This is a genomic window from Actinoplanes sp. 13 (genome assembly GCF_056134165.1).
Window position 1 is genome coordinate 49,681 of the sequence record NZ_JBVYOQ010000008.1, and the last position, 26,155, is coordinate 75,835.

Annotated in this window: 26 protein-coding genes, 1 tRNA gene and 1 other RNA gene; 21 read left to right on the plus strand and 7 right to left on the minus strand. The window is 70.4% G+C overall.

Going from position 1 to position 26,155, the window contains the following annotated elements:
- Positions 1-76: 76 nt before the first annotated feature.
- Together aceE and AC0NH5_RS18430 are read right to left on the minus strand one after the other, a co-directional pair.
- Positions 77-2,815 carry a pyruvate dehydrogenase (acetyl-transferring), homodimeric type gene (aceE, locus tag AC0NH5_RS18425; RefSeq protein ID WP_474405269.1) on the minus strand — a complete coding sequence of 913 codons (2,739 nt, stop codon included), beginning with the start codon at positions 2,813-2,815 and terminating at the stop codon, positions 77-79.
- Between the two features lie 149 nt (positions 2,816-2,964).
- Positions 2,965-3,369, minus strand: coding sequence for a YjbQ family protein (locus AC0NH5_RS18430; protein ID WP_474405271.1), 405 nt, complete (start codon positions 3,367-3,369; stop codon positions 2,965-2,967).
- A 193-nt stretch (positions 3,370-3,562) separates the two neighbouring features.
- Here AC0NH5_RS18430 and AC0NH5_RS18435 point away from each other — a divergent pair, with 193 nt between their 5' ends.
- The 4 genes from AC0NH5_RS18435 (at position 3,563) to AC0NH5_RS18450 (ending at position 7,082) form a co-directional block, all read left to right on the plus strand.
- On the plus strand, positions 3,563-5,803 hold the full coding sequence (locus AC0NH5_RS18435) for a transketolase C-terminal domain-containing protein (RefSeq protein ID WP_474405273.1): 2,241 nt from the start codon (positions 3,563-3,565) through the stop codon (positions 5,801-5,803).
- A gap of 98 nt (positions 5,804-5,901) precedes the next feature.
- Entirely contained in the window at positions 5,902-6,333 is a 432-nt protein-coding gene (locus AC0NH5_RS18440) for a DUF3052 domain-containing protein (protein WP_474405275.1), read from the plus strand.
- Between the two features lie 51 nt (positions 6,334-6,384).
- Entirely contained in the window at positions 6,385-6,849 is a 465-nt protein-coding gene (locus AC0NH5_RS18445; RefSeq protein ID WP_474405277.1) for a peroxiredoxin, read from the plus strand.
- Positions 6,850-7,007: 158 nt separating this feature from the next.
- Positions 7,008-7,082 (plus strand) — tRNA-Val (locus tag AC0NH5_RS18450).
- Between the two features lie 134 nt (positions 7,083-7,216).
- Here the strand turns inward: AC0NH5_RS18450 and AC0NH5_RS18455 are convergent.
- Both AC0NH5_RS18455 and AC0NH5_RS18460 read right to left on the minus strand, forming a co-directional pair.
- Positions 7,217-7,708, minus strand: a complete 492-nt coding sequence (locus AC0NH5_RS18455) for a hypothetical protein (RefSeq protein WP_474405279.1) — start codon at positions 7,706-7,708, stop codon at positions 7,217-7,219.
- A 59-nt stretch (positions 7,709-7,767) separates the two neighbouring features.
- On the minus strand, positions 7,768-8,313 hold the full coding sequence (locus AC0NH5_RS18460; protein WP_474405280.1) for a DUF402 domain-containing protein: 546 nt from the start codon (positions 8,311-8,313) through the stop codon (positions 7,768-7,770).
- A 249-nt stretch (positions 8,314-8,562) separates the two neighbouring features.
- Here AC0NH5_RS18460 and AC0NH5_RS18465 point away from each other — a divergent pair, with 249 nt between their 5' ends.
- The 11 genes from AC0NH5_RS18465 to AC0NH5_RS18515 all read left to right on the plus strand — a co-directional run bounded on the left by AC0NH5_RS18465 (position 8,563) and on the right by AC0NH5_RS18515 (position 18,898).
- On the plus strand, positions 8,563-9,405 hold the full coding sequence (locus AC0NH5_RS18465) for a hypothetical protein (RefSeq protein WP_474405282.1): 843 nt from the start codon (positions 8,563-8,565) through the stop codon (positions 9,403-9,405).
- A 325-nt stretch (positions 9,406-9,730) separates the two neighbouring features.
- Complete coding sequence (locus AC0NH5_RS18470) at positions 9,731-10,957, plus strand: helix-turn-helix domain-containing protein (protein ID WP_474405284.1); 1,227 nt, start codon at positions 9,731-9,733, stop codon at positions 10,955-10,957.
- 49 nt (positions 10,958-11,006) lie between these two features.
- Positions 11,007-11,594, plus strand: coding sequence for a flavoprotein (locus AC0NH5_RS18475; RefSeq protein ID WP_474405286.1), 588 nt, complete (start codon positions 11,007-11,009; stop codon positions 11,592-11,594).
- Between the two features lie 43 nt (positions 11,595-11,637).
- Positions 11,638-12,453 carry a Nif3-like dinuclear metal center hexameric protein gene (locus AC0NH5_RS18480; protein ID WP_474405686.1) on the plus strand — a complete coding sequence of 272 codons (816 nt, stop codon included), beginning with the start codon at positions 11,638-11,640 and terminating at the stop codon, positions 12,451-12,453.
- Positions 12,450-13,184: a zinc ribbon domain-containing protein gene (locus AC0NH5_RS18485; protein ID WP_474405288.1), complete on the plus strand. Its 735-nt coding sequence runs from the start codon at positions 12,450-12,452 to the stop codon at positions 13,182-13,184. Before AC0NH5_RS18480 ends, AC0NH5_RS18485 begins: the two co-directional genes overlap by 4 nt.
- Positions 13,181-14,293, plus strand: coding sequence for a bifunctional RNase H/acid phosphatase (locus AC0NH5_RS18490; protein WP_474405290.1), 1,113 nt, complete (start codon positions 13,181-13,183; stop codon positions 14,291-14,293). Before AC0NH5_RS18485 ends, AC0NH5_RS18490 begins: the two co-directional genes overlap by 4 nt.
- 79 nt (positions 14,294-14,372) lie before the next feature.
- A complete protein-coding gene (locus tag AC0NH5_RS18495) occupies positions 14,373-15,659 on the plus strand; it encodes a glycoside hydrolase family 18 protein (RefSeq protein WP_474405292.1) in 1,287 nt (428 codons plus the stop codon).
- Positions 15,660-15,829: 170 nt separating this feature from the next.
- A complete protein-coding gene (locus AC0NH5_RS18500; protein ID WP_474405294.1) occupies positions 15,830-16,048 on the plus strand; it encodes a DUF3311 domain-containing protein in 219 nt (72 codons plus the stop codon).
- Positions 16,045-17,691 (plus strand): monocarboxylate uptake permease MctP, encoded by a 1,647-nt coding sequence (mctP, locus tag AC0NH5_RS18505; RefSeq protein WP_474405296.1) that lies wholly within the window; start codon positions 16,045-16,047, stop codon positions 17,689-17,691. The genes AC0NH5_RS18500 and mctP overlap by 4 nt, the downstream gene beginning before the upstream one ends.
- A 171-nt stretch (positions 17,692-17,862) precedes the next feature.
- Positions 17,863-18,582 carry a DUF2637 domain-containing protein gene (locus tag AC0NH5_RS18510; RefSeq protein ID WP_474405297.1) on the plus strand — a complete coding sequence of 240 codons (720 nt, stop codon included), beginning with the start codon at positions 17,863-17,865 and terminating at the stop codon, positions 18,580-18,582.
- Positions 18,583-18,607: 25 nt separating this feature from the next.
- Entirely contained in the window at positions 18,608-18,898 is a 291-nt protein-coding gene (locus AC0NH5_RS18515) for an N-acetyltransferase (protein ID WP_474405299.1), read from the plus strand.
- A gap of 77 nt (positions 18,899-18,975) precedes the next feature.
- Here AC0NH5_RS18515 and AC0NH5_RS18520 read toward each other — a convergent pair whose 3' ends face one another.
- Positions 18,976-19,632, minus strand: coding sequence for a TetR/AcrR family transcriptional regulator (locus AC0NH5_RS18520; protein ID WP_474405300.1), 657 nt, complete (start codon positions 19,630-19,632; stop codon positions 18,976-18,978).
- 58 nt (positions 19,633-19,690) lie between these two features.
- On the opposite strand from AC0NH5_RS18520, the gene AC0NH5_RS18525 reads away from it, so the two are divergent.
- Positions 19,691-20,521: an SDR family NAD(P)-dependent oxidoreductase gene (locus AC0NH5_RS18525; RefSeq protein WP_474405301.1), complete on the plus strand. Its 831-nt coding sequence runs from the start codon at positions 19,691-19,693 to the stop codon at positions 20,519-20,521.
- A 142-nt stretch (positions 20,522-20,663) separates the two neighbouring features.
- Entirely contained in the window at positions 20,664-20,987 is a 324-nt protein-coding gene (locus tag AC0NH5_RS18530) for a nuclear transport factor 2 family protein (protein ID WP_474405303.1), read from the plus strand.
- A 204-nt stretch (positions 20,988-21,191) separates the two neighbouring features.
- On the opposite strand, the gene rnpB is transcribed toward AC0NH5_RS18530, so the two are convergent.
- Positions 21,192-21,602: RNase P RNA component class A (gene rnpB / locus AC0NH5_RS18535), an RNA gene on the minus strand.
- 68 nt (positions 21,603-21,670) lie between these two features.
- Between rnpB and AC0NH5_RS18540 the strand changes: the two genes are divergently transcribed.
- The gene (locus AC0NH5_RS18540; protein ID WP_474405304.1) at positions 21,671-22,438 is read left to right on the plus strand and encodes a sulfite exporter TauE/SafE family protein; all 768 of its coding nucleotides are present in this window, start codon (positions 21,671-21,673) and stop codon (positions 22,436-22,438) included.
- 6 nt (positions 22,439-22,444) lie between these two features.
- Here AC0NH5_RS18540 and AC0NH5_RS18545 read toward each other — a convergent pair whose 3' ends face one another.
- Positions 22,445-22,909, minus strand: a complete 465-nt coding sequence (locus tag AC0NH5_RS18545; protein ID WP_474405306.1) for a toll/interleukin-1 receptor domain-containing protein — start codon at positions 22,907-22,909, stop codon at positions 22,445-22,447.
- Positions 22,910-23,021: 112 nt separating this feature from the next.
- Between AC0NH5_RS18545 and AC0NH5_RS18550 the strand changes: the two genes are divergently transcribed.
- From AC0NH5_RS18550 to AC0NH5_RS18560, 3 genes are read left to right on the plus strand one after another with little or no spacing between them, the layout of a single operon-like run.
- Positions 23,022-24,080 carry a type I glyceraldehyde-3-phosphate dehydrogenase gene (locus AC0NH5_RS18550; protein WP_474405308.1) on the plus strand — a complete coding sequence of 353 codons (1,059 nt, stop codon included), beginning with the start codon at positions 23,022-23,024 and terminating at the stop codon, positions 24,078-24,080.
- 12 nt (positions 24,081-24,092) lie between these two features.
- Positions 24,093-25,010, plus strand: a complete 918-nt coding sequence (locus tag AC0NH5_RS18555) for a serine/threonine dehydratase (RefSeq protein WP_474405309.1) — start codon at positions 24,093-24,095, stop codon at positions 25,008-25,010.
- Positions 25,011-25,050: 40 nt separating this feature from the next.
- Positions 25,051-26,154, plus strand: coding sequence for a hypothetical protein (locus tag AC0NH5_RS18560; RefSeq protein WP_474405311.1), 1,104 nt, complete (start codon positions 25,051-25,053; stop codon positions 26,152-26,154).
- Position 26,155 lies beyond the last annotated feature (1 nt).

The window sequence follows — 26,155 nt, forward strand, 5'->3', positions numbered from 1 at the left end:
GTCCCATCGGCACCGACAGGGCAAAGACTGAGGCGGCCCGCCGCAAATGCGACGAGCCGCCTCAGCGGGTGCGGATCTAGCTGTCGCCGCCGGTCTCGCCGACGGGCGCGGCGTTGACGTCGTCGATCGCGTACTTCTGGGCCGCCTCGGCCGGGACGTGCCGGGCGATCTGGCCGCGCAGCGCCAGCTCACGCAGCGTGGCCACGGTCACCGACTCGCCGTCCACGTGGAAGTGGCGGCGCAGCGCGTGCCGGGTGTCGCTCATGCCGAACCCGTCCGTGCCGAGCGAGGTGTAGCCGTTCGGCACCCAGCGACTGATCAGGTCGGGCACCGCCCGCATCCAGTCGCTGACCGCCACCGACGGGCCCTGCGTGCTCTCCAGCTTCTGCTGGATGTACGGCTTGCGGGCCTGCTCGCCCGGGTGGAGCAGGTTCCACTCCTCCGCCTCGATGGCGTCGCGCCGCAGCTCGGTCCAGGAGGTGACCGACCAGACGTCGGCGCTCACCCCCCAGTCCTGGGCGAGCAGCTCCTGCGCCTTGAGCGCCCAGCGCATGCCGGTGCCGGAGGCGAGCAGCTGCGCCTTCGGACCGTCGGCCGCCGGGCCCTCGCTGAACCGGTAGATGCCCTTGAGCAGGCCCTCCGTGTCGAGGCCGGCCGGCTCGGCGGGCTGGATGGCCGGCTCGTTGTAGATGGTGAGGTAGTAGAAGATGTTCTCCTGCTTCTCGCCGTACATGCGGTGCAGGCCGTTCTCCATGATGTGCGCGATCTCGAACGCGAACGCCGGGTCGTACGCCACGACCGCGGGGTTCGTCGCCGCGATCAGCAGCGAGTGGCCGTCCTCGTGCTGCAGGCCCTCACCGTTGAGCGTGGTCCGCCCGGCGGTCGCGCCGAGCAGGAAGCCGCGCGTCATCTGGTCGGCGGCCGCCCACAGCTCGTCCGCGGTCCGCTGGAAGCCGAACATCGAGTAGAAGATGTACAGCGGGATCATCGGCTCGTCGTGCGTGGCGTACGAGGTGCCGGCCGCGATGAAGCTCGCCGTGGAACCCGCCTCGTTGATGCCCTCGTGCAGGATCTGGCCGTTGGTGGCCTCCTTGTAGGACAGGAACAGCTCCCGGTCCACGGAGGTGTACGTCTGGCCGTGCGGCGAGTAGATCTTCTTGGTCGGGAACAGCGAGTCCATGCCGAACGTGCGGGCCTCGTCCGGGATGATCGGCACCCACCGGGCGCCGAACTCCTTGTCCTTCATGAGGTCCTTGAGCAGCCGGACGATCGCCATCGTGGTGGCGACCTTCTGCTTGCCGCTGCCGCGTTTGATGTCGCCGAACACCTTCGAGTCCGGGATCTGCAGCGACTTGGCCTTCGTCCGCCGGGACGGCACGTAACCGCCCAGCTCGCGGCGGCGCTGCTGGAGGTACTGGATCTCGTCGGACTTCTCGCCGGGGTGGTAGTACGGCGGGAGGTACGGGTTCTCCTCGAGCTGCTTGTCGCTGATGTCGAGGTAGAGCCGGTCCCGGAAGCCCTTGAGGTCCTGCAGGGTCAGCTTCTTCATCTGGTGCGTGGCGTTGCGGGCCTCGAAGTGCGAGCCCAGCGTCCAGCCCTTGATCGTCTTGGCGAGGATCACGGTCGGCTGGCCGGTGTGCTCGCTGGCCGCCTTGTACGCCGCGTACAGCTTGCGGTAGTCGTGACCGCCGCGCTTGAGGTTCCAGATCTCGTCGTCGCTGAAGCCGTCGACGAGCTTGCGGGTGCGCGGGTCGCGGCCGAAGAAGTGCTCCCGCACGTACGCCCCGGACTCGCCCTTGTAGGTCTGGTAGTCGCCGTCCGGCGTCACGTTCATCAGGTTGACCAGCGCGCCGTCGGTGTCCGCGGCGAGCAGCGGGTCCCACTCCCGGCCCCAGACGACCTTGATGACGTTCCAGCCGGCGCCGCGGAAGAAGGACTCCAGCTCCTGGATGACCTTGCCGTTGCCGCGGACCGGGCCGTCCAGGCGCTGCAGGTTGCAGTTCACCACGAAGGTCAGGTTGTCCAGCTCCTCGCGGGCGGCCAGGCCGATCGCGCCGAGCGACTCGACCTCGTCCATCTCGCCGTCGCCGAGGAACGCCCAGACGTGCTGCTGGCTGGTGTCCTTGATGCCGCGGTTGTGCAGGTACCGGTTGTACCGCGCCTGGTAGATCGCGTTCAGCGGGCCGAGTCCCATGCTGACCGTCGGGAACTCCCAGAAGTTCGGCATCAGCCGCGGGTGAGGATATGAAGGCAGGCCGCCGCCGGGGTGCGACAGCTCCTGCCGGAAACCGTCCAGCTGATCGGAGCTGAGGCGGCCCTCCAGGTACGCCCGGGCGTACATGCCGGGGGAGGCGTGGCCCTGGAAGAAGATGTGGTCGCCGCCGCCCGGGTGGTCCTTGCCCCGGAAGAAGTGGTTCATGCCGACCTCGTAGAGGCTGGCGGACGACGCGTAGGTCGAGATGTGCCCGCCGACGCCGATCTCCGGGCGCTGCGCCCGGTGCACCAGCATGGCGGCGTTCCACCGGATGTATGCCCGGATCCGCCGCTCGACGAACTCGTCTCCGGGGAACCAGGGCTCACGCTCCGGCGGGATGGTGTTGATGTAATCGGTGGACGTCAGTGGCGGAACGCCGACCTGTCGCTCCCGGGCCCGCTCCAGCAGGCGCAACATCACATAACGGGCTCTCTTGGCGCCGCGTTCGTCGATGACTCCGTTGAGCGACTCGACCCACTCGTTGGTTTCCTCGGGGTCGATGTCGGGAAGCTGGCTCGGCAGGCCATCGCTGATCACCGGGCGCTTGCGCTCCGTGGCCACAGGCAATCCTCTTGGTGTGAGTGTCGGGCTCCGGGCGACCTAGGTGGCGAATCGCTCGGGATTGGCTTCCATCCTGCCCCCTTACCGTGGGCCTCGTCACGCCTACCCGGTGTCTCAGCGATGCGCGACACACGTACTGACCAGTAACTTCAGCCGGGCAGGAAGGAGAACCGCACCTCACGCGTCGGATTGTCGCCGTTGGGATCGACCAGGCAGATCGACTGCCAGGTGCCGAGCGCGATGCGCCCGCCGATCACCGGCAGTGTCGCGTACGGCGGGATCCACGCCGGCAGCACGTGATCACGGCCGTGACCCCGGGAGCCGTGCCGGTGCCGCCACTTGTCCTCGGCGGGCAGCAGGTCGTCGATGGCGGTCAGCAGGTCGTCATCGGACCCGGCGCCGGTCTCGATGATCGCCAGTCCGGCCGTCGCGTGGGGGACGAAGACGTGCAGCAGGCCGTCCTTCTCGGACGCGACGAACTTCTCGGCCTCGCGGGTGATGTCGCGGACCACGGGGCTGTCGCCGGTCCGCACGGTGATCACTTGGGTGCGCATGGTCTATGTATATAGATCCAGGAGCAGGAACAACCCGGCGGTCCCGGTCAGCCAGCCCAGGCAGAGCACCAGCCGCGCGGCCGCCCACCGCAAGATCATGTCCTGAGTACACCACCGGCCGGCCGTCCCCGGCGGGCAGATCGATCCGCTTGATCGACTTTTTCCCCACTGGCAGCCGTGGCACCCGTGGGCAATGCTGAATCGCGTGACCACCCCGCAAAACCTCGACGAGCGTTTCCGCGATGCGGTCTCGGCCCTGCGGCCACCGGGCGACGGGCGTGCCCCCGCCGATCCGGTCCGCGACGGCAGCACGCTGACCGGCGCCCGTGCCCGCGAGCTCTTCGACGCCCAGCTCACCGCCCGACACCTGGACCTGGCCGCGCGCTGGCTGCGCAGCTTCAACGAGGGGTTCCACACCGAGGGGTCGGCCGGCCACGAGGGAAACGCCGCGGTCGCCGCGGCCTTGCGCGGCGACGACCCGGCGGTGCTCCATCACCGTTCGGCGGCGTTCTATTGCGTACGCGTGACCCAACGCCCCGACGACGTCGGCGGCGATCCGGTGCGCCGTCTCGAGGAGGCCGCCCGCGACGTGCTGCGCGGTGTGGTCGCGTCGGTCCGGGACCCGATCACCGGCGGCCGGGACAAGGTCTTCGGCAACCCCGAGCTGCACCTCGTGCCGGCGGTGTCCACCCTGGCCGCGCACCTGCCCCGGGCCGTCGGGCTGGCCCGGGCGCTGACCCCGGACGGGGCCGGGCCGTGGCCGGGCGACGCCGTCGTGGTGGCGTCCTTCGGCGACGCCGGCTCGTCACGTCCCGGTGCCGCGGCGGCCCTGCACGCGGCCGGCTGGCACGACCGCGCCGACGGCCGCCTGCCGCTGCTGCTGGTCTGCGAGGACAACGGGGCGGACAGCGCCGACCCGGAGAGCTGGACCGCGACGGCGCTGCGCGGCCGCCCCGGCCTGCGGTACTCGTTCGCCGACGGCTGCGACCTGGCGGCGGCGTACGACGCGGCCGTCGAGGCGGTCGAATATGTGCGGCGCGAGCGCCGCCCCGCGCTGCTGCACCTGTCCACCATCCACCTGCTGACCCGGCCCGGCGAACCGGACACCGCGCCGGACCCGGGCCGGGACCCGCTGATCGGCACCGCCCGCCTGCTGGTGGAGGCCGGCCTGCTCGGCCCGGCCGAGGTGATCACCCGGTACGACGAGGTGGGCTGGCAGGTTCGCAAGGCCGCCGAGGAGGTGCTCGGCGAGCCGAAACTCGCCTCCATCGGGGAGATCGTCGCCTCGCTGGCCCCCCGCCGCCCGCTGCGGGTGGCACACGCCGTCGCCGAGGCGGGCGAGCGGGCGGCCGGACCCGGCGCGGCGGCCCGGCGCCAGGTGTTCGGCGGCGCCCTGCCCGAACAGGCCGGCCCGATGACCCTCGCGCAGACCATCAACGCCACGCTCACCGACGCGCTGGCCGCCAACCCGGGCCTGCGGGTGTTCGGGCCCGGCGTGACAGGCGGCGGACCGCACGGCGTCACCACGGGGCTGCGCGAGCGCGGCGGCGACCGGGTGTTCGACAGCCTCCCGGACGCCACCACGATCCTCGGCCTCGCCCTGGGCGCCGGGCTGACCGGCCGGCTCCCGGTGCCCGAGCTGGACGGCCTGGCCGCCCTCTTCGAGGCCGGCGAGCAGCTGCGCGGCGAGGCGGCGCTGATGTCGTTCCTCTCCGCCGGGGCGTACCGCAATCCGATGGTGCTGCGCATCCCGGCCCTGACCCAGCAGTTCGGGCTCGGCGGGCACGCGGCCAACGACAACTCGGTGGCCGCGCTGCGCGACGTGCCCGGCCTGGTGGTGGCGGCGCCGTCCCGGCCCGAGGACGCGGCGCCGATGCTGCGCTCCTGCCTGGCCGCCGCCGACGTGGACGGCAGCGTCTGCGTCTTCCTGGAGCCGGTGGCCCTCTATCAGACGAGGGACCTCTATCAACAAGGCGACAGTGAGTGGCTGGCGCCCTATCCCGAGCCCGGCGCGTGGGCCGGCGGGCACGTCCCGATCGGCCGGGCACGCACCTACGGGCTCGGCAACACCCAGGACATCACGATCGTGACGTACGGCAACGGCGTCCGGATGTCGCTCCGTGTCGCTGCCCAACTCGCCGCGGAAGGGTACGGTTCCCGGGTGGTCGATCTGCGCTGGCTCAACCCGCTCCCCACCGCTGACCTGGTCCGTGAGGCCACGGCGACCGGCCGGGTGCTGATCGTCGACGAGACCCGCCGCTCCGGCGGCGTCGGCGAGGGCGTGCTGGCCGCACTCGTGGACGGGGCGTTCGTCGGCTCCGCGCGGCGGGTCGCAGCCGCTGACGCACCCGTTCCGCTCGGTCCCGCAGCCCAACAGGTGCTGGTGGGAGAGGATGCCATCACACAGGGTGCCTACGCCCTGCTGGCGCGGTAAATTGCCACACACTCGGTGCGCCACTTGCGCACCGGCTCCGGAATGTGTGGACTACCCCCAGGTTCCGGTGCTTTTTTACGGCTAGGAGGATTTGGACAGTGAGCGCGACCGCGGGTCAGGCCGACGGCGTACGCAGTCTGGCGGACCGGTTCGGCTTCGAGCCGAACATGGTGGTCATGGAGATGGGTTACGACGACGACGTCGACGAGGATCTCCGTGAGGCCCTGACCGAACGCGTCGGAGAGCTGGTCGACGAGGACACCGACGAGGTGGTCGACGCGGTGCTGTTGTGGTACCGCGACGGCGACGACGACCTTTTCGAAGTGCTGACCGACGCCCTCGGCCCCCTCGCCGATCAGGGCGTGGTGTGGCTGCTGACCCCGAAAGCCGGCCGCGACGGACACGTCGAGCCGAGCGAGATCAGCGAGGCGGCGCCCACCGCCGGCCTGCAGCAGACCTCGACGGTGAACGCCGGCAAGGACTGGACAGGCGCCCGCCTGGTCACCCCCCGGGGCGCCAAGAAGAAGTAACCCTCACTGCCACCTCACCGAGGTCGGCGTCCGCAGGCCTAAGCTGAGCGGATGCCGATCTCCGTTGGCGTGCCGGCGCCGGACTTCACCCTCAAGGACCAGAACAACCAGGAGGTACGCCTCGCGGACTTCCGCGGTCGCAAGGCGGTCCTGCTGATCTTCTATCCGCTGGCCTTCAGCCGCCGCTGCCACGGTGAGCTCACCGAGGTGCAGCAGAACCTCCCGGCGTACGCCAACGACGACGTCCAGGTCCTCACCGTCAGCGTCGACTCGGTCTACAGCCACAAGGTGTGGGCCCTGCAGGAAGGCTTCGACTTCCCGCTGCTCGCCGACTTCTGGCCGCACGGGGCGGTGGCCGGCTCCTACGACGTCTTCAATGCCGACGCGGGCTTCGCCAACCGCGGCACGTTCCTCATCGACCGCGAGGGCGTCGTCCGTTACGCCGAGATGACCGGCCCCGGCGAGACCCGCGACCAGAAAGCCTGGCTGGCCGCCCTCACCACCCTGACCCCCTGACGCCCGCACCCGGCCGGGCGGACCACTCGCGGAGCCCGCCTCGTCGGTGAGCGGGTGCACCCGCTCCTGCCGTTTCCGGTGGCCGGGGTGCACACTCGCCGCCCGCGGAACCCTGATGCGGGGCAGGGTAGGATTACCACTCCGGCACAGCCGAAGCCGGGCGCGTAGCTCAGTGGGAGAGCACTCGCCTTACAAGCGAGGGGTCGTAGGTTCGAAACCTACCGCGCCCACCATCGATCAAGCACCTCGCGGCACAGCTCAGGTGCTGGCGGCGCAGCCGTCCCGACCCCGGCCGTCTCGGTCCCTGCCTGCTCTCGCCCGTGCGGTCGCGGGCCGGTGCTGGGACCGGCCCGCGAGGGCGGTGCGGTCAGGGGGTGGCGTCGGGGCTGTGGCGGGCCAGCGGCCATCGGCCGCTGGGTGGCAGCTCGCCGAGGTGTTCGAGCCGGGCCTGGATGCCGCCGGCGGTGCGGCCGAAGTCGGGGGCGAGCTCGGCTGGTGTGGCGCCGGCGCGGAAGCGGGTGAGCAGGCGGGTGTCGTCCTCCGGGGTCCAGCGGGTGCCCTGGTTGGGTGGCCGGTCCCGGCGCTCGGGCGCCGGTGGGACGTGTGCCTCGGGGCGGCGGGTCATGGCGATCAGGCCGGCGAGGGTGGAGGTCAGCACGTCGGTGAGGCCGGGCAGGTCGGACGGGGCGAGGCCGCCGCTGATCTCGCTCACCACCCGGCCGTCGCCGTCGCTGCTCACGATGCACAGGTCGAGCCGGCGTTCGTCGGACGGGAAGACTGTGACCTGGTATTCCGTGTCGCCGAGCAGGAGGCGCCGATCGAGGGTGATCGGTGCGGTCTGGAGGGTTGTGTCGTTCATGGGGCGACTTTAGGGCTGCCCTCCGACAGTTTCACCGCGGTGGCGGGAGGTGGTCGCGGTCAGCGGAACCAGCGTCGCCGAGGGTGTTCCGCCGTCGTGGGCAGGCGGCTCATCCAGCTGCGGTAATGGGTGGCGAACGGCTCGGCGCCGCCGGTGAGCGCCCGGTGCAGGTCGGCGGCCGCGCCGGTGGCCCGGGTCACCACCTCATCGGGGTAACCGAACTGGTGGCGGTGCGCCTCGAACTCGTCCTCGTCGTCGATCACGACCCGGCCGTCGGCGCGGAACCGGATCAGGTCGATGTCCAGGTCGATCACGGTGAACTCGGCGGGGCCGGTGCGTTCGGCCGGCGTGGTGACGTCGCAGTAGACCTCCGAGCGGCTCGGCTCGGCCAGGAACATCGCCATCCACCAGCCGTCGTACGGCAGCAGGCGGACCGCGTCCTGCCGGGTGGTCTCGACCCGGCGCCGGCCGTAGCTGAAGTGGACCCGGGTGCCGCGTGGCGTGCCGATCCACGTGCCGTACTCGTCGGTTCCGAGCAGCCGGCCGGTCACCCGCCGGTGCGGCCGCCCGTCGTACTTGCGCAACACCAGATCGACCGCTTCCACGGACGCGAGGATACGGACGCGAGGATCAAGACGGACGCGAGGATACGGACGCGAGGATCGAGCCGGCGTGGGCCCGCACCGAATCGCGCCCGGCACGCACCCGGCATGCACCACCGGCAACCTCAACCAGCCCGCCGGGGAACCGAAACCCTTATTGCCGGCGGGGAGTACCCGCCGGTGGGCGGGTCCCGGCCGGTTTCCCCTCGGCGGCCGGGCCCGCCCGGATGCGGGGCGAGACGGAGGCCGGCCGTGAGCACGGAACTGCACATCGGCGTGGACACCGAGAAGGTGGTCGTCTCCGCGTACCCCTTGAAGGCCCGCAGCGGGCGCCTGCGGCGCACCCGGACCGGATCGCTGGTCGAGTCCTTCCCCCGGCCGCCCTCGGGGCGCACCCGCGCGGAGCGGGTGACCGTCGCCGCCCGGCTGGCGCTCCCGCTGATGCTGCTGTCGGCCGTTCTCGCCGCCGCCGGGATGAACTGGTGGCTGGTCATGGCGGGCAGCACGGCGCTGGTGGCCCAGGTGTGGCGGATGCAGGCCCGCGCCGCCCGGCGTGGGGTGATCGCCGTGCCCCGTGACACCGAGTCGCCCGTGTTGTGGACCGCCGCCGAGCGTGCCGCGTTCGAGCGTGCCGTGATCGCCTCGCGCCGGGTCCGCGCTACCTGGCCCGCCCTCGGCGGCATGATCGATCCCGTCCTCGCCGACCGGTCGCTGACCCGGGCGCTGGGCGAGTTGGGCGGGGTGCTGGCCCGCCGGCAGGAGCTGACGCGGCTGCGCGCCGAGCTGGACGGGGTCCGCAACGCCGACATCCCGGCGGACAGCCCGGCCCGGTCCGCTGTGGACGAGCAGCGGGAGCGCACGGAGCAGCTGTGGCGCGCCGAGGACGCGGCCGCGGACCGGATCCTGCGCAGCATCGACACCGCGGCGCGGGCCGGTGAGAGCTTCATCCGGGAGCGGCAGGTGGCCGCCACCGCCCGGTACGCGGAGCGCACGCTGGCCCGGGTGACCGGCGCCCCGGCCGCCGCGGACAGCGGCCCGGATCTGGCCGACCGCACCACCGCGGTGATCGCCGCCTACCGGGATCTGGCCGCCTGAGCCGAGCCGATCGAGGCTGAGCCGATCGCGGCCGAGCCGATCGCGGCCGAGCCGATCGAGGGCGCCGGATCGGACGAACGGCTGACCGCTGGTCCACTCCCCAGGTCGAACGTGCCAGATCGGGCGAGCAGGCCGTATCCCGTCGTGACGTTCATCGTTGGCCCGGTCAGATTCACCCTTTGCATGTTGCAACGAAAACTACGAGCATCGGTGAGCAGGCGATCACACACGCTGTGCGACATGTGCGAGCGTGAGCGGTCCACACTGCGAGTGACACCGGATGGCTCACCGGCGGAGGGGCCGTCGGTTGAGTGGGGGAGGCACCGTGGACGAGCTGCCGATCGGCCGCCGCGTCGCCTATTGGCGGGGCCGACGCAAGATGTCCCAGCAGGTGTTCGCGGACCGGCTGGGCAAATCGAAGAGCTGGGTCGACAAGGTGGAGCGGGGAGTCCGCCGGCTCGACAAGTTCTCTGTCGTGTACGACATCGCGGACGTGCTCCAGGTCGATGTCCAGCTGCTGCTGGGCAAAGAGGTGGAGCGCAAGCCGGAGACGCAGAACTGCATCGACCAAGTCGAGGTCGAGGAGATTCGTGCGGCTCTGGAGCGTTATGACCAGATGAGCGCGTTCTTTCAGGCGGTGCCGAATTCGCCACCGCTCACCGAGATGCGCAAAGCGGTCAGCCATGCCTGGCTGACCTATCAGCACGCCAAGTACGGCGTACTGGCCCGGGCGCTGCCCAAGCTCCTGCGCGACGCGCAGGCCGCGGACAGCGCGCATGCCAACAGCGACGAGGCGCCGCACGCCGCGCACCTGCTCGGCCAGGTCTATCAGATCGCCTCGTCGGCGCTGCGCAAGGTCGGCGAGCACGAACTGTCCTGGCTGGCCGCGGACCGGTCGATCGCGGTCTCGCAGCGGGCCGGCGACCAGTTGCTGGCCGGGCTGGCCAGTTACCGGGTGGGCAGCGCGCTGCTCGCGCTGGGCCGGGTGCGGCCGTCGCTCGAGGTGAACGTCAACATCGCCAACCGGCTGGCGCCCGGTTCCGAGCGGCCCCGCGGGGACCAGCTCTCGGTGTACGGGATGCTGCTGCTCAACGGCGCCATGTCGGCTGCCCGGATCGGCGACAGTGCGACCGTGCGCGACCTGCTGTGCGGCGCCGAGCAGGCGTCGCTGCAGCTGGGCGGCGACTTCAACCACTACTGGACCAGCTTCGGCCCGACCAACGTGGAGCTTCACCGCTGCGCCACCGCGGTCGAGCTGGGCGACGGGCGGCTCGCGGTGGAGGCGCACGAGCGGATGAACAAGGAAGGGTTCAACGCCATGCTCCCGGAGCGGCGTGCCCATCACTACCTGGACATCGCCCGTGGCTACACGCAGATCGGCGACATCGAGAGGGCCGGCGAGATGCTCCTGGAGGGCGACCGGCTCGCCCCGTCGGAGATCCGCTGCCGCCCGCTCGCCCACGAGGTCCTTTCCGACGTGCTCCGGCGCACCCGGGGCACACCCCCGGCTCCGATCGCGGAGCTGGCCGAGCAGATGGGAGTCGGTGTATGAGGGGGGCCTTCACTCGGGTCACGCGTGGCGCGTGGGGGGTCCGCGCGTGATGACGGGCAACCCCTCACCCGGTGTTCTGTACGTGCTGGTGTGCGGCTCACCGATGGCCCGGGACGTCGGGATCCTGGTCACGCTCGCCCAGAACGAGGGCTGGGACGTGTGCGTGGTCACCACCCCGGACGGCCGCAAGTTCGTCGACGTGGCGGCCCTGCAGGCTCAGACCGGACATCCGGTGCGCTCGTCGTACAAGAGTCCCGGCGACCCGGACGTGCTGCCGCCGGCGGACGCGATGATCGTCGCGCCCGCCACGGTGAACACGGTCAACAAGTGGGCCGCCGGGATCACCGACACCCTGGTGCTCGGCCTGCTCGTCGAGGGGTACGGATACGGCATCCCGACCGCGGTGGTGCCGTACACCAACCGGGTGATGGCCCTGCACCCCGCGCTGCACGAGAGTCTCGCCAAGTTGCGGGACTGGGGTGTGCACGTGCTCTACGGCGAGGACGTGTGCCGGCTGGGCGGACCCGGTCAGACCGACCGGTTCCGCGGGCAGTTCCCGTGGCGGCGCGCTCTGCAGGCGGTCAGCCCGGCGGTGAAGGCGGCGAGCAGCCGAGTCGAGCCTGGAGCGGTTCCTTAGGCATATAGAGTTTCGCCTCGTGACCGACTGCACCGTCCGCACCCTGACCGACGCCCTGGACGCCCGTTACCCACGGGCCTGGGCGGAGTCCTGGGACCGCGTGGGCCTGGTGCTCGGTGAGTTCGACCAGCCGGTCGAGCGCGTCCTCTGCGTCGTCGACTGCGTCCCGGAGACCGTCGACGAGGCGCTCGGCGCCAGCGCCGACATGATCGTCGCGCACCACCCGCTGCTGTTGAAGCCGGTCTCGTCGATCGCCCCGGACACCTTCAAGGGCCGGATCATCCACCGGCTGATCCGGGCCGGGGTGGCGCTCTACACCGCGCACACCAACGCTGACGTGGCCAATCCCGGCGTCTCCGACGCGCTCGCCGCCCGTCTCGACCTGACCGGCCTGCGACCGCTGGCGCCCGCCGAGGGCGCGGCTGCCGGCGACGGGCGCGGCCTGGGCCGGATCGGCGAGCTGCCGGAACCGCTCACCCTCGAGGAGTTGACCCGGTTCGCCGCCCGGCGCCTGCCGCCGACCGCCGCCGGGGTCCGCGCGGCCGGCGACCCGCGACGGACGATCCGGACGCTCGCGGTCTGCGGTGGCGCGGGCGATTCCTTCCTGACCGTCGCTGCCCGGGCGGGCGTCGACGCGTACCTCTGTGCCGATCTTCGTCATCACCCGGCCGGCGAGCATCTGGCGGATGGTGGCCCGGCCCTGCTCGACGTCGCACACTGGGCGAGCGAGCGACCCTGGCTCGACGACGTGGCGGTCTGGCTGCGTGCCGGTTTTCCCGTCGACGTGGTCGTGTCCGATCTGGACACCGACCCCTGGACCGTCCATTCCGCTTCCGACCAGAAGGAGATCCACCCGTGAAGGCCGCCCCGGAAGCTCAGCGCCGCCTGCTCGACCTGCAGGCCGTCGACACCGCCCTCGCCCAGCTCGCGCACCGCCGCAAGACGCTGCCCGAGCTCGCCGAGATCGACGCCGCGGCGCGCGAGATCTCCGCGCTCGAGGACGAACGGGTCCGTGCCCAGGTCGCCGTCGACGACCTGGACCGGGACATCTCCCGGTACGAGAAGGACATCGAGCAGGTCCGGCTCCGCAAGGAGAAGGACCAGCAGCGGCTCAAGTCCGGCGGCGCGCTCAAGGAGATCGAGGGCCTCGAGCACGAGCTGGCCACGCTGAACCGGCGGCAGTCCGAGCTGGAGGACGCCGAACTGGAGCTGATGGAGCAGCGGGAGGCCGCCGCGGCGACCCTGGACGAGGTGCAGGGCCGGCTGACCACGGCGGTCAGCAGGCGCACCGACGCCGAGCGCCGCCGCGACGAGAGCCTGACCGAGCTGCGCCAGGAGCACGAGTTCAAGACCGCCGCCCGGGTTCCGCTGGCCGGGGACCTCCCGGCCGACCTGATCACCCTCTACGACAAGATCCGCACCGAGACCGGGATGGGCGCCGCGCTGGTTCGCGCCGGGCGCTGCGGCGCCTGCCGGATCGAGCTCTACGGCGCCGACCTGGCCCGGGTGAAGGCGGCTCCGGCCGACGACGTGGTCCGCTGCGAGGAGTGCCGCCGGATCATGGTGCGCACCGCGGAGTCCGGGCTGTGAGCCTGCGCGTCGTCGTCGAGGCGGACGGCGGTTCCCGGGGCAATCCCGGTCCGGCCGGTTACGGCGCCGTGGTCAAGGAGGCGGCCACCGGCGAGGTGCTGCTGGAGCGGTTCGACTCGCTCGGGGTCACCACGAACAACGTCGCGGAGTACTCCGGCCTGATCGCGGGCCTGCGCGCGGCCGCCGAGCTGAACGCCGACCGGGTCGACGTCCGGATGGACTCCAAGCTGGTCATCGAGCAGATGTCCGGCCGCTGGCAGATCAAGAACCCGGGTCTGCGCCCGCTCGCCGCCGAGGCGGCCGTGCTGGTCGGCAAGTTCGCCGAGGTCACCTTCGACTGGATCCCCCGGGAGCGGAACAAGGAGGCCGACGCCCTCGCGAACCGCGCGATGGACGAGGCCGCCGGCAAGCGTGTCCCCGACGTGCCGGCCGCGACCGCCCTGCCTTCGGCGGCGGCCAAGCCGCGGTCCTGGGCGCCACCGTCGCTGGAGAACGCGACACGGATCATCCTGGTCCGGCACGGCGCGACCCCGCTGACCGCGCAGGGCCGGTACTCCGGGCGCGGCGACGTGCCGCTCACCGACGAGGGCGAGGCCCAGGCGATGGCCGCGGCCGGGCGGGTGGCGGGCATCTGCCGCGACGTCGCGGCGGTCGTCGCCTCACCCCTGTCCCGGTGTACGCGCACCGCGGAGCTGATCGCAGCCGAGGTGGGCGGGGTGCCGGTCACGGTGATGGCGGACCTGATCGAGTGCGACTTCGGGGCCTGGGAGGCGCGGACCTTCGCCGAGGTGCAGGAGCAGTGGCCGGCCGAGATGCAGGCGTGGCTGGACTCCACCAGCGTCGCGCCGCCGGGCGGTGAGTCGTTCCAGGCCGTGGCGAAACGAGTTCGCCGGGCCATGGCGACCGTGCTTTCGGCGTACCCCGGAAAGACCGTCGTTCTTGTCTCGCACGTCTCCCCGATCAAGCTGATCCTGCGCGACGCGCTCGCCGCCGGCGACGCCTTCCTGCATCGGCTGTTCCTGGACGCGGCCGGCGTCTCCACGATGGACGTGTGGCCGGACGGCAACATCGCGGTGCGTTCGGTCAACGAGACCGCCCATCTTCGATAGTCGCTGTTGACCCGCCAGGGCGTGACGTTTAGCTTCCTCGATTAGGAAACTTTCTTCAACGTTTCGCCCTGGAGGACTCATGCGCGGTTCCACCCGCCGCCTCATCGCCGTGGCGGCCGCTGCCGTGACACTCGTGGCGGCCGCACCGACTCCCGCTCAGGCACATGAAAAAGACGACTATCTGAAGGTTGCGTACTTCACCCAGTGGGGCATCTACGGCCGCGACTTCCAGCTCGCCGACGTGCAGCAGTCGGGGGCGGCGGCCAAGCTCACCCACATCAACTACGCGTTCGGGCCGGTCACCGCGGACGGCGTCTGTGCCTCGTCCGACCCGTGGGCCGACTGGCAGACGCCGTTCTCCGCGGAGAACAGTGTGGACGGCGTGGCCGACGTGGCCGGCCAGCCGATCTCCGGCAACCTGAACCAGCTGGCCGAGCTGAAGAAGAAGAACCCGAAGCTCAAGGCGCTGATCTCGCTCGGCGGCTGGACCGGTTCGGCGTACTTCTCGGACGCGGTGCTGACCGACGCCTCCCGCAAGAAGCTGGTGTCCTCCTGCATCGATCTGTGGATCAAGGGCAACCTGACCGGCCTGCCCGCGGGCACCGGCGCCGGCATCTTCGACGGCGTCGACCTGGACTGGGAGTGGCCCGGCTCGTCCGGCAACACCGGCAACGTCATCCGGCCCGAGGACAAGCAGAACTTCACCGCGCTGGTCCAGGAGTTCCGCGCCCAGTTCGACAAGCTGAGCCGGAGCACCAAGAAGAAGTACCTGCTCACCGCGTTCGTCCCGGCGGCCCCGGCGAAGATCGACGCGGGCTTCGAGGTCGACAAGATCTTCAAGTACCTGGACTTCGCGACCGTGCAGGGCTACGACTTCCACGGCACGTGGGAGCCGGTGGCCAACCAGCAGTCGGCGCTGCGGGTCCCCGCGGGCGCGCCGGACAACCCGGACTTCTCGGTGGAGAACACGATCAACGCGTGGCTCGCCGGCGGTGCGCCGAAGCGGAAGCTGATCCTCGGCGTTCCATACTACGGGCAGGGCTGGACCGGCGTCACCGGCGGGCGTAACGGCCTGTTCGGGGCCGCGACCGGCCCGGCGCCGGGCGTGCATGCGGCCGGCACCGAGGACTACAAGGTGCTCAAGAATCTGCGCTCGCAGGGCTTCACCGTCCACCGCGACCTGCGTAACGGGCACGCCTGGCTGTACGACGGAACGACCTTCTGGACGTACGACGACCCGGCCGTCCTGCTGCAGAAGGCGCTCTACATCCGGGTCAAGGGCCTGGGCGGCGCCATGATGTGGTCGCTCGACGGTGACGACGACAAGGCGTCGCTGACCAGGGCGATCGCGGCCGGCCTGAAGTAGGTTCTCGTTCTCCACGATGGGCGGCGCTGAACTCCGGCGCCGCCCATCACTGTGAGCACGGTCCATTCGGCGCAGCGCCTCGGCCGTTCGGCGCACCAGGTATCGCCCGATCTTCCGATGCCTCGTTAGCGTGACGTAAGCCACACGCAATGCCTGGACAAGGGAGAACCATGGCTGAGCCGGAAACTCCGCGTACCGATAGAAGTCCCTGGAACTGGCTGCTGCTCATACCGATCGTGGTGCCGCTGCTGACGGTGCTCTACAACCACGACGAGCCGCGTATCGCCGGCTTCCCGATGTTCTACTGGCTGCAGTTCGCCTTCATCCTGCTGGGCGTCACCACCACGACGATCGTCTATCGGATGACGAAGCGGGGTGGGCGCGGATGAGCGAGCACATCACCGAGATCGTCGTCTTCACGTTCCTGTTCCTGCTGGTCAGCGGGATGGGTTTCGTCGCGTCCCGCTGGCGCGCGCCGAAGGACATGGCGCACCTGGACGAATGGGGCCTGGGCGGGCGCAGCTTCGGCGGCTGGATCACCTGGTTCCTGGTCGGCGGTGACCTCTACACGGCGTACACCTTCGTCGCGGTCCCCGCCCTGATCTTCGGCGCCGGCGCGGCCGGGTTCTTCGCGGTGCCGTACACCGTGGTGATCTATCCGCTCTTCTTCCTGATCCTGATCCGGCTCTGGTCGGTGTCGCACCGGCACGGCTTCGTGACGCCGGCCGACTTCGTCCGCACCCGGTTCGACTCGCCGCTGCTGGCGCTGCTCATCGCGATCACCGGGATCGTGGCGACCATGCCGTACATCGCCCTGCAGTTGATCGGCATCGAAGCGGTCCTCAAGACGATGGGCGTGACCGGCGACAGCGTCCTCGCCCGGCACCTGCCGATCATCATCGCGTTCGCGATCCTGGCCGCCTACACCTATCAGTCCGGGCTGCGGGCGCCCGCGCTGATCGCGTTCGTGAAAGACACCCTGATCTACATCGTGATCCTGGTGGCGGTGCTCTGGCTGCCGTACAAGCTGGGCGGCTGGGGTGCGATCTTCGACGCCGCCGACGCGAAGTTCCAGGCGTCACCGGCGCCCAACGACGGCATCCTGCTGAACGCCAACAACCAGCTGCAGTACATGACGCTGGCGCTCGGCTCGGCACTGGCGCTCTTCCTCTACCCGCACAGCATCACCGGCGTACTGGCCAGCAAGAACCGGGACGTGATCAAGCGGAACATGTCGGCGCTGCCGGCGTACAGCCTGCTGCTCGGCCTGATCGCGCTGCTCGGGTACATGGCCATCGCGGCCGGGGTGAAACCGCTGCCCGGCGCCAGCCCCGGCACCGTGGACAGCAACACCGTGGTGCCGCTGCTCTTCGATCAGCAGTTCCCGTCCTGGTTCGCCGGCCTCGCGTTCGCCGCGATCGGCATCGGCGCGCTGGTGCCCGCCGCCATCATGTCGATCGCCGCGGCGAACCTGTTCACCCGCAACATCTACAAGGAGTACCTGCGCAAGGACGCCACCCACGCGCAGGAGGCGAACGTTGCCAAGATCACCTCGCTGGTCGTGAAGGTCGGCGCGGTGGCCTGCATCGTCTTCCTCGACCCGCAGTTCTCCATCGACCTGCAGCTGATCGGCGGCGTGATCATCCTGCAGACCGCGCCGGCCGTGGTCATCGGCCTCTACACCCGCTGGCTGCACCGCGGCGCGCTGATCGCCGGCTGGGCGGCCGGCATGGCGCTCGGCTTCTGGATGCTCTGGCAGATCCCGAACGCCGCGACCGGGCGCAAGCACTTCGGCGGGTCGGCCTTCCCGCTGTCCGAGTTCGGCTTCGACACCTCGAAGACGATCTACGTCGGCTTCGTCACGGTGCTGGTCAACCTGCTGGTGGCGGCGATCGTCACGCTGGCCCTGCGGGCGGCGAAGACACCCGAGGGCGTGGACGGCACCGAGCCCACCGACTACTTCGCCGACGAGGGTGACCCCCGGATCGAGAAGCAGCGCACCACCCCGGTCGACAACGTCTCCTCCACCTGATTCCCCACCCGGTTCGGCCGGCGTCCGCGAGGGCGCCGGCCGGCTTTTTGTTCTCGCCGACCGCAAGCTCGGCGAATCGGAGTGCCACTCGCGTCCCATCCGGTAGCGTTCGTCTCTGACGTCGCCCTTGTCGCTCCTGCGGCGTTCTGTCCCGCCCGGAGGAGCCTCACGGTGTCCAGTCAGTCGAGTCTTACGGCCCAGTTCGCCACCGAGTACGCCAAGGGCGCGGTGCCCGGCATGCTCCGGGCCATCCGGACCATCAAGCGCGCCAACAGCCTGATCCTGATCGGCGCGCTGGCGGCCAGCTATCTGCACCAGGCGCACTACCTGGCCGCGCTCGGCGCCGGCATGTTCGCCTGGATCGTGCCCGCCGTCTTCGACCTGGCCATGCTCTCGATGCTGACGATCACGCAGACCACCGGGATGGCCGCCGACGCCAAACGCGCCGCCATGAAGATCCTCGCCGTCGTCGTGGTCATCTCCGCGGCGGTCAACTTCGCCGCACCCGGCCCGCTCGGCCTGCGCATCATCTTCGCCCTGGTGGTCGGATTGGTGGCCGGCGTCGAATGGGTGGCCGCCAAGATCCGCCCGGACTTCGCAGCGATCGAAGAACGCGAGGTCTCGGTGATCAAGGAGGTGCGGCCGAGCCGCAAGCTCGACCCCGAGGTGGCGCGCGCCCGGGCCGCGAAAGCCGCGCAGACGCGGCAGGCGAAACAGGCGGCGAAGGCCGCCGAGGAGCAGGCCCGGGCGGAAACGGCACGGTTGCGGGCGGCCAAGGCGGCGGAGAAGGCGAGGGTACGCGCGGAGCGCACCGTCGAGGAGATCCTCACCGCGGACCGCGCCCCGGCCGGCGAGGGCCCTCTGCTGGCCGGGGCACACCGAGCCCCGTGACCGCCGGAAGTGGTTGAATCGCCGGGTGAGTTTCACAGTGAGTGACGTCCCCGAGAAGGAGCGCTTCGAGGCGCGTGACGAGGCGGGCGAGGTGGCCGGCGTGGCGACCTACCAGGTGAGCGGAAACATCGTGGTGCACACCCACACGACGTTCACCGACGAGGCCGCGGGGTCGGCGCTGGCCCGCGCGGCGATGGACGACGCACGCGCGAAAGGGCGGACGGTGGTGCCGATGTGCCCGTTCCTCAGTGGGTGGCTCGACAAGCACCCGGAGTACGAGAAGATCGTCGCCCGCTCGACCCGCCGGGTGCGCTAGGGCTGCTGTCCCCCGGGTCGTTCCCCGTCCCGCGAGACAGCCCGGCGCCGACCGAACCGGCCGGTACGCCGGACTGTCTAGCCGGCCAGGCGGTCCAGCAGCTCGCCGAGCAGCGCGCGTTCGCCGGCGGTGAGGTCGCCCGGGTCGTTGCCGACCAGCGCACGCAATGTCAGTGCGGCGCTCGCCCGGGTCGCGGTGGCGTCGGCGGTGGACGTGTGCAGGACCCCGGCCAGCGCGGCCTCGCGGACGCGCCCGGAAAGCGCGAAGTCCGGCTTCGGCTGGCTGATCAAGGTGAGCGTGATGCCGACGTTGGCAGCGAGCACCTGTTCGGCGGCGTCGTCGGCCGGCACCTTGAGCAGGCCCACGGCGGCGGCGGCGGTGAGCCGCTCGCGTAATGCGGCGTGTGCGGGTGCGGTGACGGCGCAGGGCTTTCCCGGCTCGGCACGGCCGTAGAGCAGCCCGTAGAACGAGGGGTGCTCGAGCCCGAACTGCACGTGCCTGTCCCAGCCCTCGCGCAGGTCGTGCAGCGGGTCGCCGGAGTTCTCGACCGCCGTGTACTGGGTGAAGCCGTGGTTGGCCACGGCGTCGATCAGGCCCTGCTTGCTGCCGAAGTGGTGGTACAGCGTCGGGGCTTGCACCCCGGCGCGTTCGCACACCGTTCTCGTGGAAACCGTCGCGCCGCTCTGCAGTAATTCCGCCGCGGCGAGCAGGAGTCGATCTCGTGCGTTTGGCATGCTTGCTATAGTAGCTTATATAGCGCTACATTGCTTGCTATAGCGAGAGGAGAAGTCCATGAGGACTTGGTTCATCACTGGCGGAACGCCCGGAGGGTTCGGCCTGGTGTATGCCGAGGCTGCGCTGGAACAGGGTGATCAGGTGGTGGTGACCGCGCGCCGGCCCGCTGAACTGCAGGAGTGGGCTGAACCGCACGGTGACCGGGTGCTGGTTCTCCAGCTCGATGTCACCGATGCCGGGCAGGTGCGTGCGGCGGTCAAGACGGCAGAGGAGCGGTTCGGCGGGATCGATGTGCTCGTCAACAACGCGGGCCGTGGCTGGTTCGGCTCGGTCGAGGGGTCCCCTGACGAGACGATCCGCCGCACGTTCGACCTCAACCTGTTCGCCGTGGTCGAGATGACGCGCGCGGTCCTGCCGGGTATGCGGGCCCGCGGCGCCGGCTGGATCGTGAACATGTCGTCGGTGGCAGGTCTTGTCGGCGCACCGGGGTTCGGTTACTACGCGGCGGCGAAGTTCGCGCTCGAAGGCCTGTCGGAGACACTGCGCGATGAAGTCGAGCCGTTCGGTGTGCGCGTGCTCGTCGTCGAGCCGGGAGCGTTCCGCACCAAGGCCTTCGCCAGCTTCCGGAGTGAGCCCGTCGACGAGACCGTCGACGCCTACGTGCCGATGGTCGAGGGCGTCAAGGCGGCGTTCGTGGACGCCGACGGCAAGCAGGCGGGCAACCCTCGACGTGGAGTGCAGGCCGTGATCAGCGCAATGAACGCACCCGTTCCGCCGAAACGGATCGTGCTCGGCAACTCTGGTTACGACGTCGTTGTCGCGATGCACGAGAACGCACTCGCGGAGCTGCGCGCGAACGAAAAGCTCTCCCGCGGTGCGGACTTCTGAGCCGGGCACCAGAAGCTGTTTCGGTAACTCGCGGAAGTGACCACACCGCGCACGCAGCATCGCCATCTTGCTGCTGAGGTGGCGCAGAAATGTGCCAGGACGCGCCCGCGCCCGGGCACCCGAGAAAGATCGGAGAACACAAATGAACGACATCACTCTGCCGAAGGCTGTCGAGAACTTCATCGCGGCCACCAACGCGCACGACGGGAACGCGCTGGCCGCGCTCTTCGGCGACGGGGCCACCGTGCGCGACGACGGGAAGACCTACGCCGGCGCGGCCGAGATCCGCGAGTGGATCCAGGCGCACCTGATCAGCCCCAAGATCGTGATCACGCCGACCTCGTTCGCGGGCGACCGCTTGGTGGCCTCCGGAAACGGTGATTTCCCCGGTGGGCCGCTGACCTTCGCGTTCGTGTTCGGCATCATGGACGACCAGGTGACCGACCTCGTGATCGACCCTGTCTGACTCGGCACCGGCCAGGGGCGGCCGAAGAACGCTGCGAGCGTGGCCGACCAGTGACGTGGTGTAAAGGGCGGGGTGCTCCTGGTGTGCTGCGACAGGGCGTCTCCAGGGCGTCGGGCGTCAGCCAGGGTCGCCCAATGTTGGCCAAGGGCGCCTAGTAACAGGGAGAAGTCAGAGCCCTCAAGGCAGTCGTGGCCTTGAGGGCGGCGGACGAGCCGGCCTGTACGCCGGATTCTGTGGCCGGCGACCGAAGTCGCCGGTGGCGGCCATCCATCTCGGCCTGCCGTCGCCGGCAGGCTCGTGCGGCCTACCCGCAGGCTCGGGCGAGCAGCCCTCGAACGCCTGCGCCGGCCACCGCCTCGCGGCGGCGGCCTTGCTTGGCCTTGCTCCGGGTGGGGTTTACCTAGCCACCCCGGTCACCCGGGGTGCTGGTGAGCTCTTACCTCACCGTTTCACCCTTACCGGCGCCGCGCCGTGGCGCGTGCCGGCGGTCTGTTCTCTGTGGCACTGTCCCGCGGGTCGCCCCGGGTTGCCGTTAACAACCACCCTGCTCTGCGGAGTCCGGACGTTCCTCGGTGACGCCTCGAAGGGCGCCGACGCGGCCGCCCAGCCGACTCGTCCGTCGCGCCGCAATAGTACGTGCCGTGGGTTTCCGGGTGCCCGCAGGCCGTAGATTCACTCCCACCATGGATATCGCGCACATTCTGCTGCTGGTGTCGGCGGGTGTCGCCGCCGGTGCGGTCAACGCCATCGCCGGTGGTGGGTCGTTGATCACGTTCCCGACCCTGATCGCTATCGGGCTGCCGTCGGTGGAGGCGAACGTCACCAATTCGGTCTCGGTCTTTCCCGGCTATGTGTCGAGCGTGGTGGGCAGCCGCGCCGATCTGGCCGGACAGGGGCGGCGGGTGCGGGTGACGGTGGTGTCGGCCGTGGTCGGCAGCGCGGCCGGGTGTGCGCTGCTGCTGCTCACGCCGGCGCGGGCGTTCGAGGTGGTGGTGCCGTTCCTGGTGCTGGCGGCGGCGGCGACGCTGGCTTTCCAGGAGCGGTTGCGGGGCCTGGTCGGGCATCCGCGGGCGATGTCGCCGCGCCGGGCGGCGGTCACGTTGCAGGCGGTGGTGTTCGTCGGCGCGATCTACGGCGGCTATTTCGGGGCGGCGCTCGGGGTCATGTACGTGGCGGCGCTCGCGCTGATCCTCGACGAGCCGCTGAAGCGGATCAACGCGTTGAAGAACGTGCTCTCCGCGACGGTCGGCCTGATCACGCTGCTGGTCTTCGCGATCTTCGCGGACGTCGACTGGGGTGCGGCGCTCACGCTCGCGCCGGCCACGATCGTCGGGGGGTACGGGGGAGCGCGTCTCGCCCGTCGCCTGCCCGCCCGGGTTCTCCGCCGTCTCATCGTCACGTTCGGCACGGTGATCGGGTTGATCCTGTTCTACCGCGCGTTCCTCGCGTAACGGTCCTCAGCGGCGTGGTCCGCCGACGAGGCTGAGCAGCAGGTCCAGGGCGTCTTCCTCGTCCAGGCCGTGCAGGCTCCGGCATGGCACCGCGTGCAGCGGCGCCGGTGGGCCGGCGGCGTCGAGGCGGAGGACGACGAGCCGGCCGATGGGTGTGGATCCGGCTGCGATCCGGGTCCAGTCGGCGTCCGTTCCGCGATGTTCGGCGGAGAAGAGCACAAGAACGAGGGCGTTGCCGGAAAGCGCGGTTGAAATCCGTTCGGCGAAATCGGCACCTGCCACGTCGATGTGCACCTGGTGCCCGGCGGCCCTGAGTTCGCGGGCCATCCACTGTGACCATGGCCCGTCCGGGACGGCGTGGGAGACGAATATGGGCACGTCCACAGCATGCCGCAAGAAAGTCCACAGTGTCTTGCGGGCTTCGAAGACGATCACTGCGGCGGTGTGAGAGTGTCGTGCGTTGACGTGCAACTTGCACAACTCATAGTGTCGGTGTCGTGACGGCGGGTGGACGCTTACGGAAACGGGGCAGCCGGGTCACGGCAAAAATGCTGACAAAGCATCCGGAGTCGAGGAGCGCTCGATGACTGTCGCGATCGGGATCAACGGACTCGGGCGGATCGGCCGGAGCCTGACCCGGATCGTCGCCTCCCTGCCCCATGCGGGCGTGGAGATCGCCGCCGTGAACGACATCGCGTCCACCGAGAAGCTCGCGTACGGGCTGCGCCGCGACAGTCTCCGCGGCCCCTTCCCGGGCACGGTGACCGCACGCGGTGATTACCTCGTGGTGAACGACCACACGATCCGGGCCTTCCATCAGGAGCGCCCCGATCGGATCCCGTGGGCGCAGGAGGGTGTCGACGTGGTCATCGAGGCGACGGGCCGGTTCCGGGCGGGCAGCACGGCCCGGACCCACATCACCCACGGTGGCGCGCGCAAGGTGGTGATCAGTGCTTCGGCCGACGACCCGGACGCGTTCCTGGTCGTCGGGGCGAACCACCTCAGTTACGACCCGTCGGCGCACGACGTGGTCTCGCCCGCCTCGTGCGGGGTGAACGCCCTCACCGTGATGGCGAAGGTGCTGCTCGACCGCTTCGGCCTGCGCTCGGTGAACACCTCGGTGATGCTGGCGAGCCAGGGCTGGCAGCGTGTGCAGGACTCGGTGATCGACACGTCCCGCGACGACCCGCGGCTCGGCCGGGCCACGGCGGAGAGCATCATCCCGCACAACTACGTGGTCGGTGACCTGGTGCGGGCGGCGCTGCCGGAGATCGGCGAGATGCGGTACAGCTACTACTGCGTGCCGACCCCGGTGGGCTCGCTGGCCGAACTGTCCGGCCAGACCGACGTGCCGGTCACGGTCGAGGAGGTCAACCGGGCGATGGCGGAGGCCGCGGCCGGGGCGATGCGCGGCATCCTGGCGTACGACCCGGACCCCACCGTGTCGATCGACGTGAAGAACAACCCCGCCTCCTGCCTGTTCGACCCGTCCGGCACGCAGACCACCGCGGACGGCGGGGTGAAGGTGCGCGGCTGGTTCGACAACGAGTGGGGCTTCTCGAACCGATTACTCGATCTCGCCCGCCTGGTCGGTGAGCGTTTACCGGTCCCTTCCAGCCGGGCGAGCTGGAGTGTCGCGTAACCTTTCCTCCTGATGATCAGTCTTTCCGAGGTGCAGGCCGCCGGTCGCCGTGTGCACGGGCGGATCCGCCGCACCCCGATCCTCGGCGCCGGTCCGGACCTGTGGTTCAAACTCGAATACCTGCAGCTCGCCGGCTCCTTCAAGACACGCGGCATGGTCAACCAGATCCTCACCGGCATGGAGCGGGGCGCGCTCCCGGACGCCGGGATCATCGCGGCCTCCGGGGGCAACGCCGGCCTGGCCGCCGCCTTCGCGGCCCGCGAGCTGGGTGTGCTGTCCGAGGTCTTCGTGCCGGTCACGGCGCCGCAGGTGAAGGTGGCGAAACTCAGCAAGCTCGGCGCCCGGGTGATGCAGGCGGGCAACGAGTACGCGGAGGCGTACGCGGCCGCTAGCGAACGTGCGCAGGAGAGCGGTGCGCTGTTCTGTCACGCGTACGACGATCCCGCGATGGTGGCCGGCAACGGCACGCTCGGCCTGGAGCTGCTCGAACAGCTGCCGGACGGTTTCGACACGGTGCTCGTGGCGGTCGGCGGCGGCGGGCTGGTCGCGGGCGTGATCGCCGCGCTGGGCGACAAGCGGATCGTGGCGGTGGAGCCGGAGTCCTCCCGTGCCCTGCACGCGGCCCTGGCGGCCGGCGAGCCGGTGGACGTGCCGGTCTCCGGGGTGGCGGCCGACTCCCTGGGCGCTCGGCGGGCCGGGCAGATCGCGTACGAGATGGCGGCCGAAGCGAAGATCAGGTCGGTGCTCGTGTCCGACGAGGCGATCGTCGACGCCCGCCGGCGGCTCTGGGACGACTACCGGATCGTGGTCGAGCACGGCACCGCGGCGGCGCAGGCGGCGCTGCTGTCGGGGGCGTACCGGCCGGAGCCGGGGGAGCGGGTCGTGGTGCTGCTCTGCGGGGCCAACACGAATCCCGCCGATCTGGGCTGAATCGCCCGCACGGCGCCCCCGGGTCGGCGAGGCTCGGGTCGTGGCCGAGGAGAACCAAGTCGATTTCCGGCGCTTCGCGTTCGTGGTGTGCGCGATCGGCATGCTCGTCCAGCTGCTGCTGACGGCGTACTACCTCGGCATGGGCCACCGGGCGGCGCCGCACGACCTGCCGGTCGGCCTGATCGCCGACAGCGCGCAGCGCGCCCGGGCCACCAGCCTGCTGGAGCAGGACGGCGCTTTCGCGGTCACCGACTTCCCGTCGGCGGAGCGGCTCACCGAGGCGATCCGGGAACGTGACGTCTACGGCGGCGTGGACCTCACCGGCGACCAGCCGATGCTCTATGTGGCGAGCGCCGCCGGGGCGTCGGCCGCCGCACTGCTGCGCTCGACCTACGGCAGCGTGATGCAGCAGCGCAAGACCGAGGAGCTGGCACAGCTCACCGGCGCCGGGATCGCCACAGCGCAGGCACAGGCGCTCGTCGCCGCTCCCCGGGTCACCGACGTGGTGCCGTTGCCCGCGGACGACGTGAACGGTGTCTCGCTCGGATTCCTCACCCAGGCGCTCTCACTGGGCGGCACGATCGCCTCGATGGGACTGGGCCGGCTCATTCCGCGTACCCGAAGAAGCTGGCGCCGGGGCGTTGCTCACCTGGCCACCCTGATCCTCTACGCGGTCGGCTCCGCCGCCGCGGTGCTGTGGTCGATGACCTGGTTCGGCGTCGGCGCCGGCGCCGACCATGCGGAGATGCTCGGCATCTTCTCACTGATCTCGCTGGCGGTGACCGGGTCGACGGCCGGCGCGGTGGCGTTGATCGGCCCGGCCGGCGCGCTGGTCGGCGCGTTCTATTTCACGATCGGCACGGTGATCTCCGGCGCCAGCATCCTGCCCGAGTTCCTTCCCGCGTTCGGCCGGCACCTCGGCGAGAACCTGCCCACCGGCGCCGGCGTCCAGGCGGTACGCGACAACCTGTACTTCCCCGGCGCTCCGATCGGCCGGCACCTCATGGTCCTCGGGCTGTACGCGGTGATCGGCTGCCTGATCGTGCTGATCACCAACATCCTGCCGAACAGGCGGGACCGGACCTCGGAGCTGGATCTCGACCTCACCGTCCGCCTGGAGGGCGACCGGGCACCGGCGAGCTGAC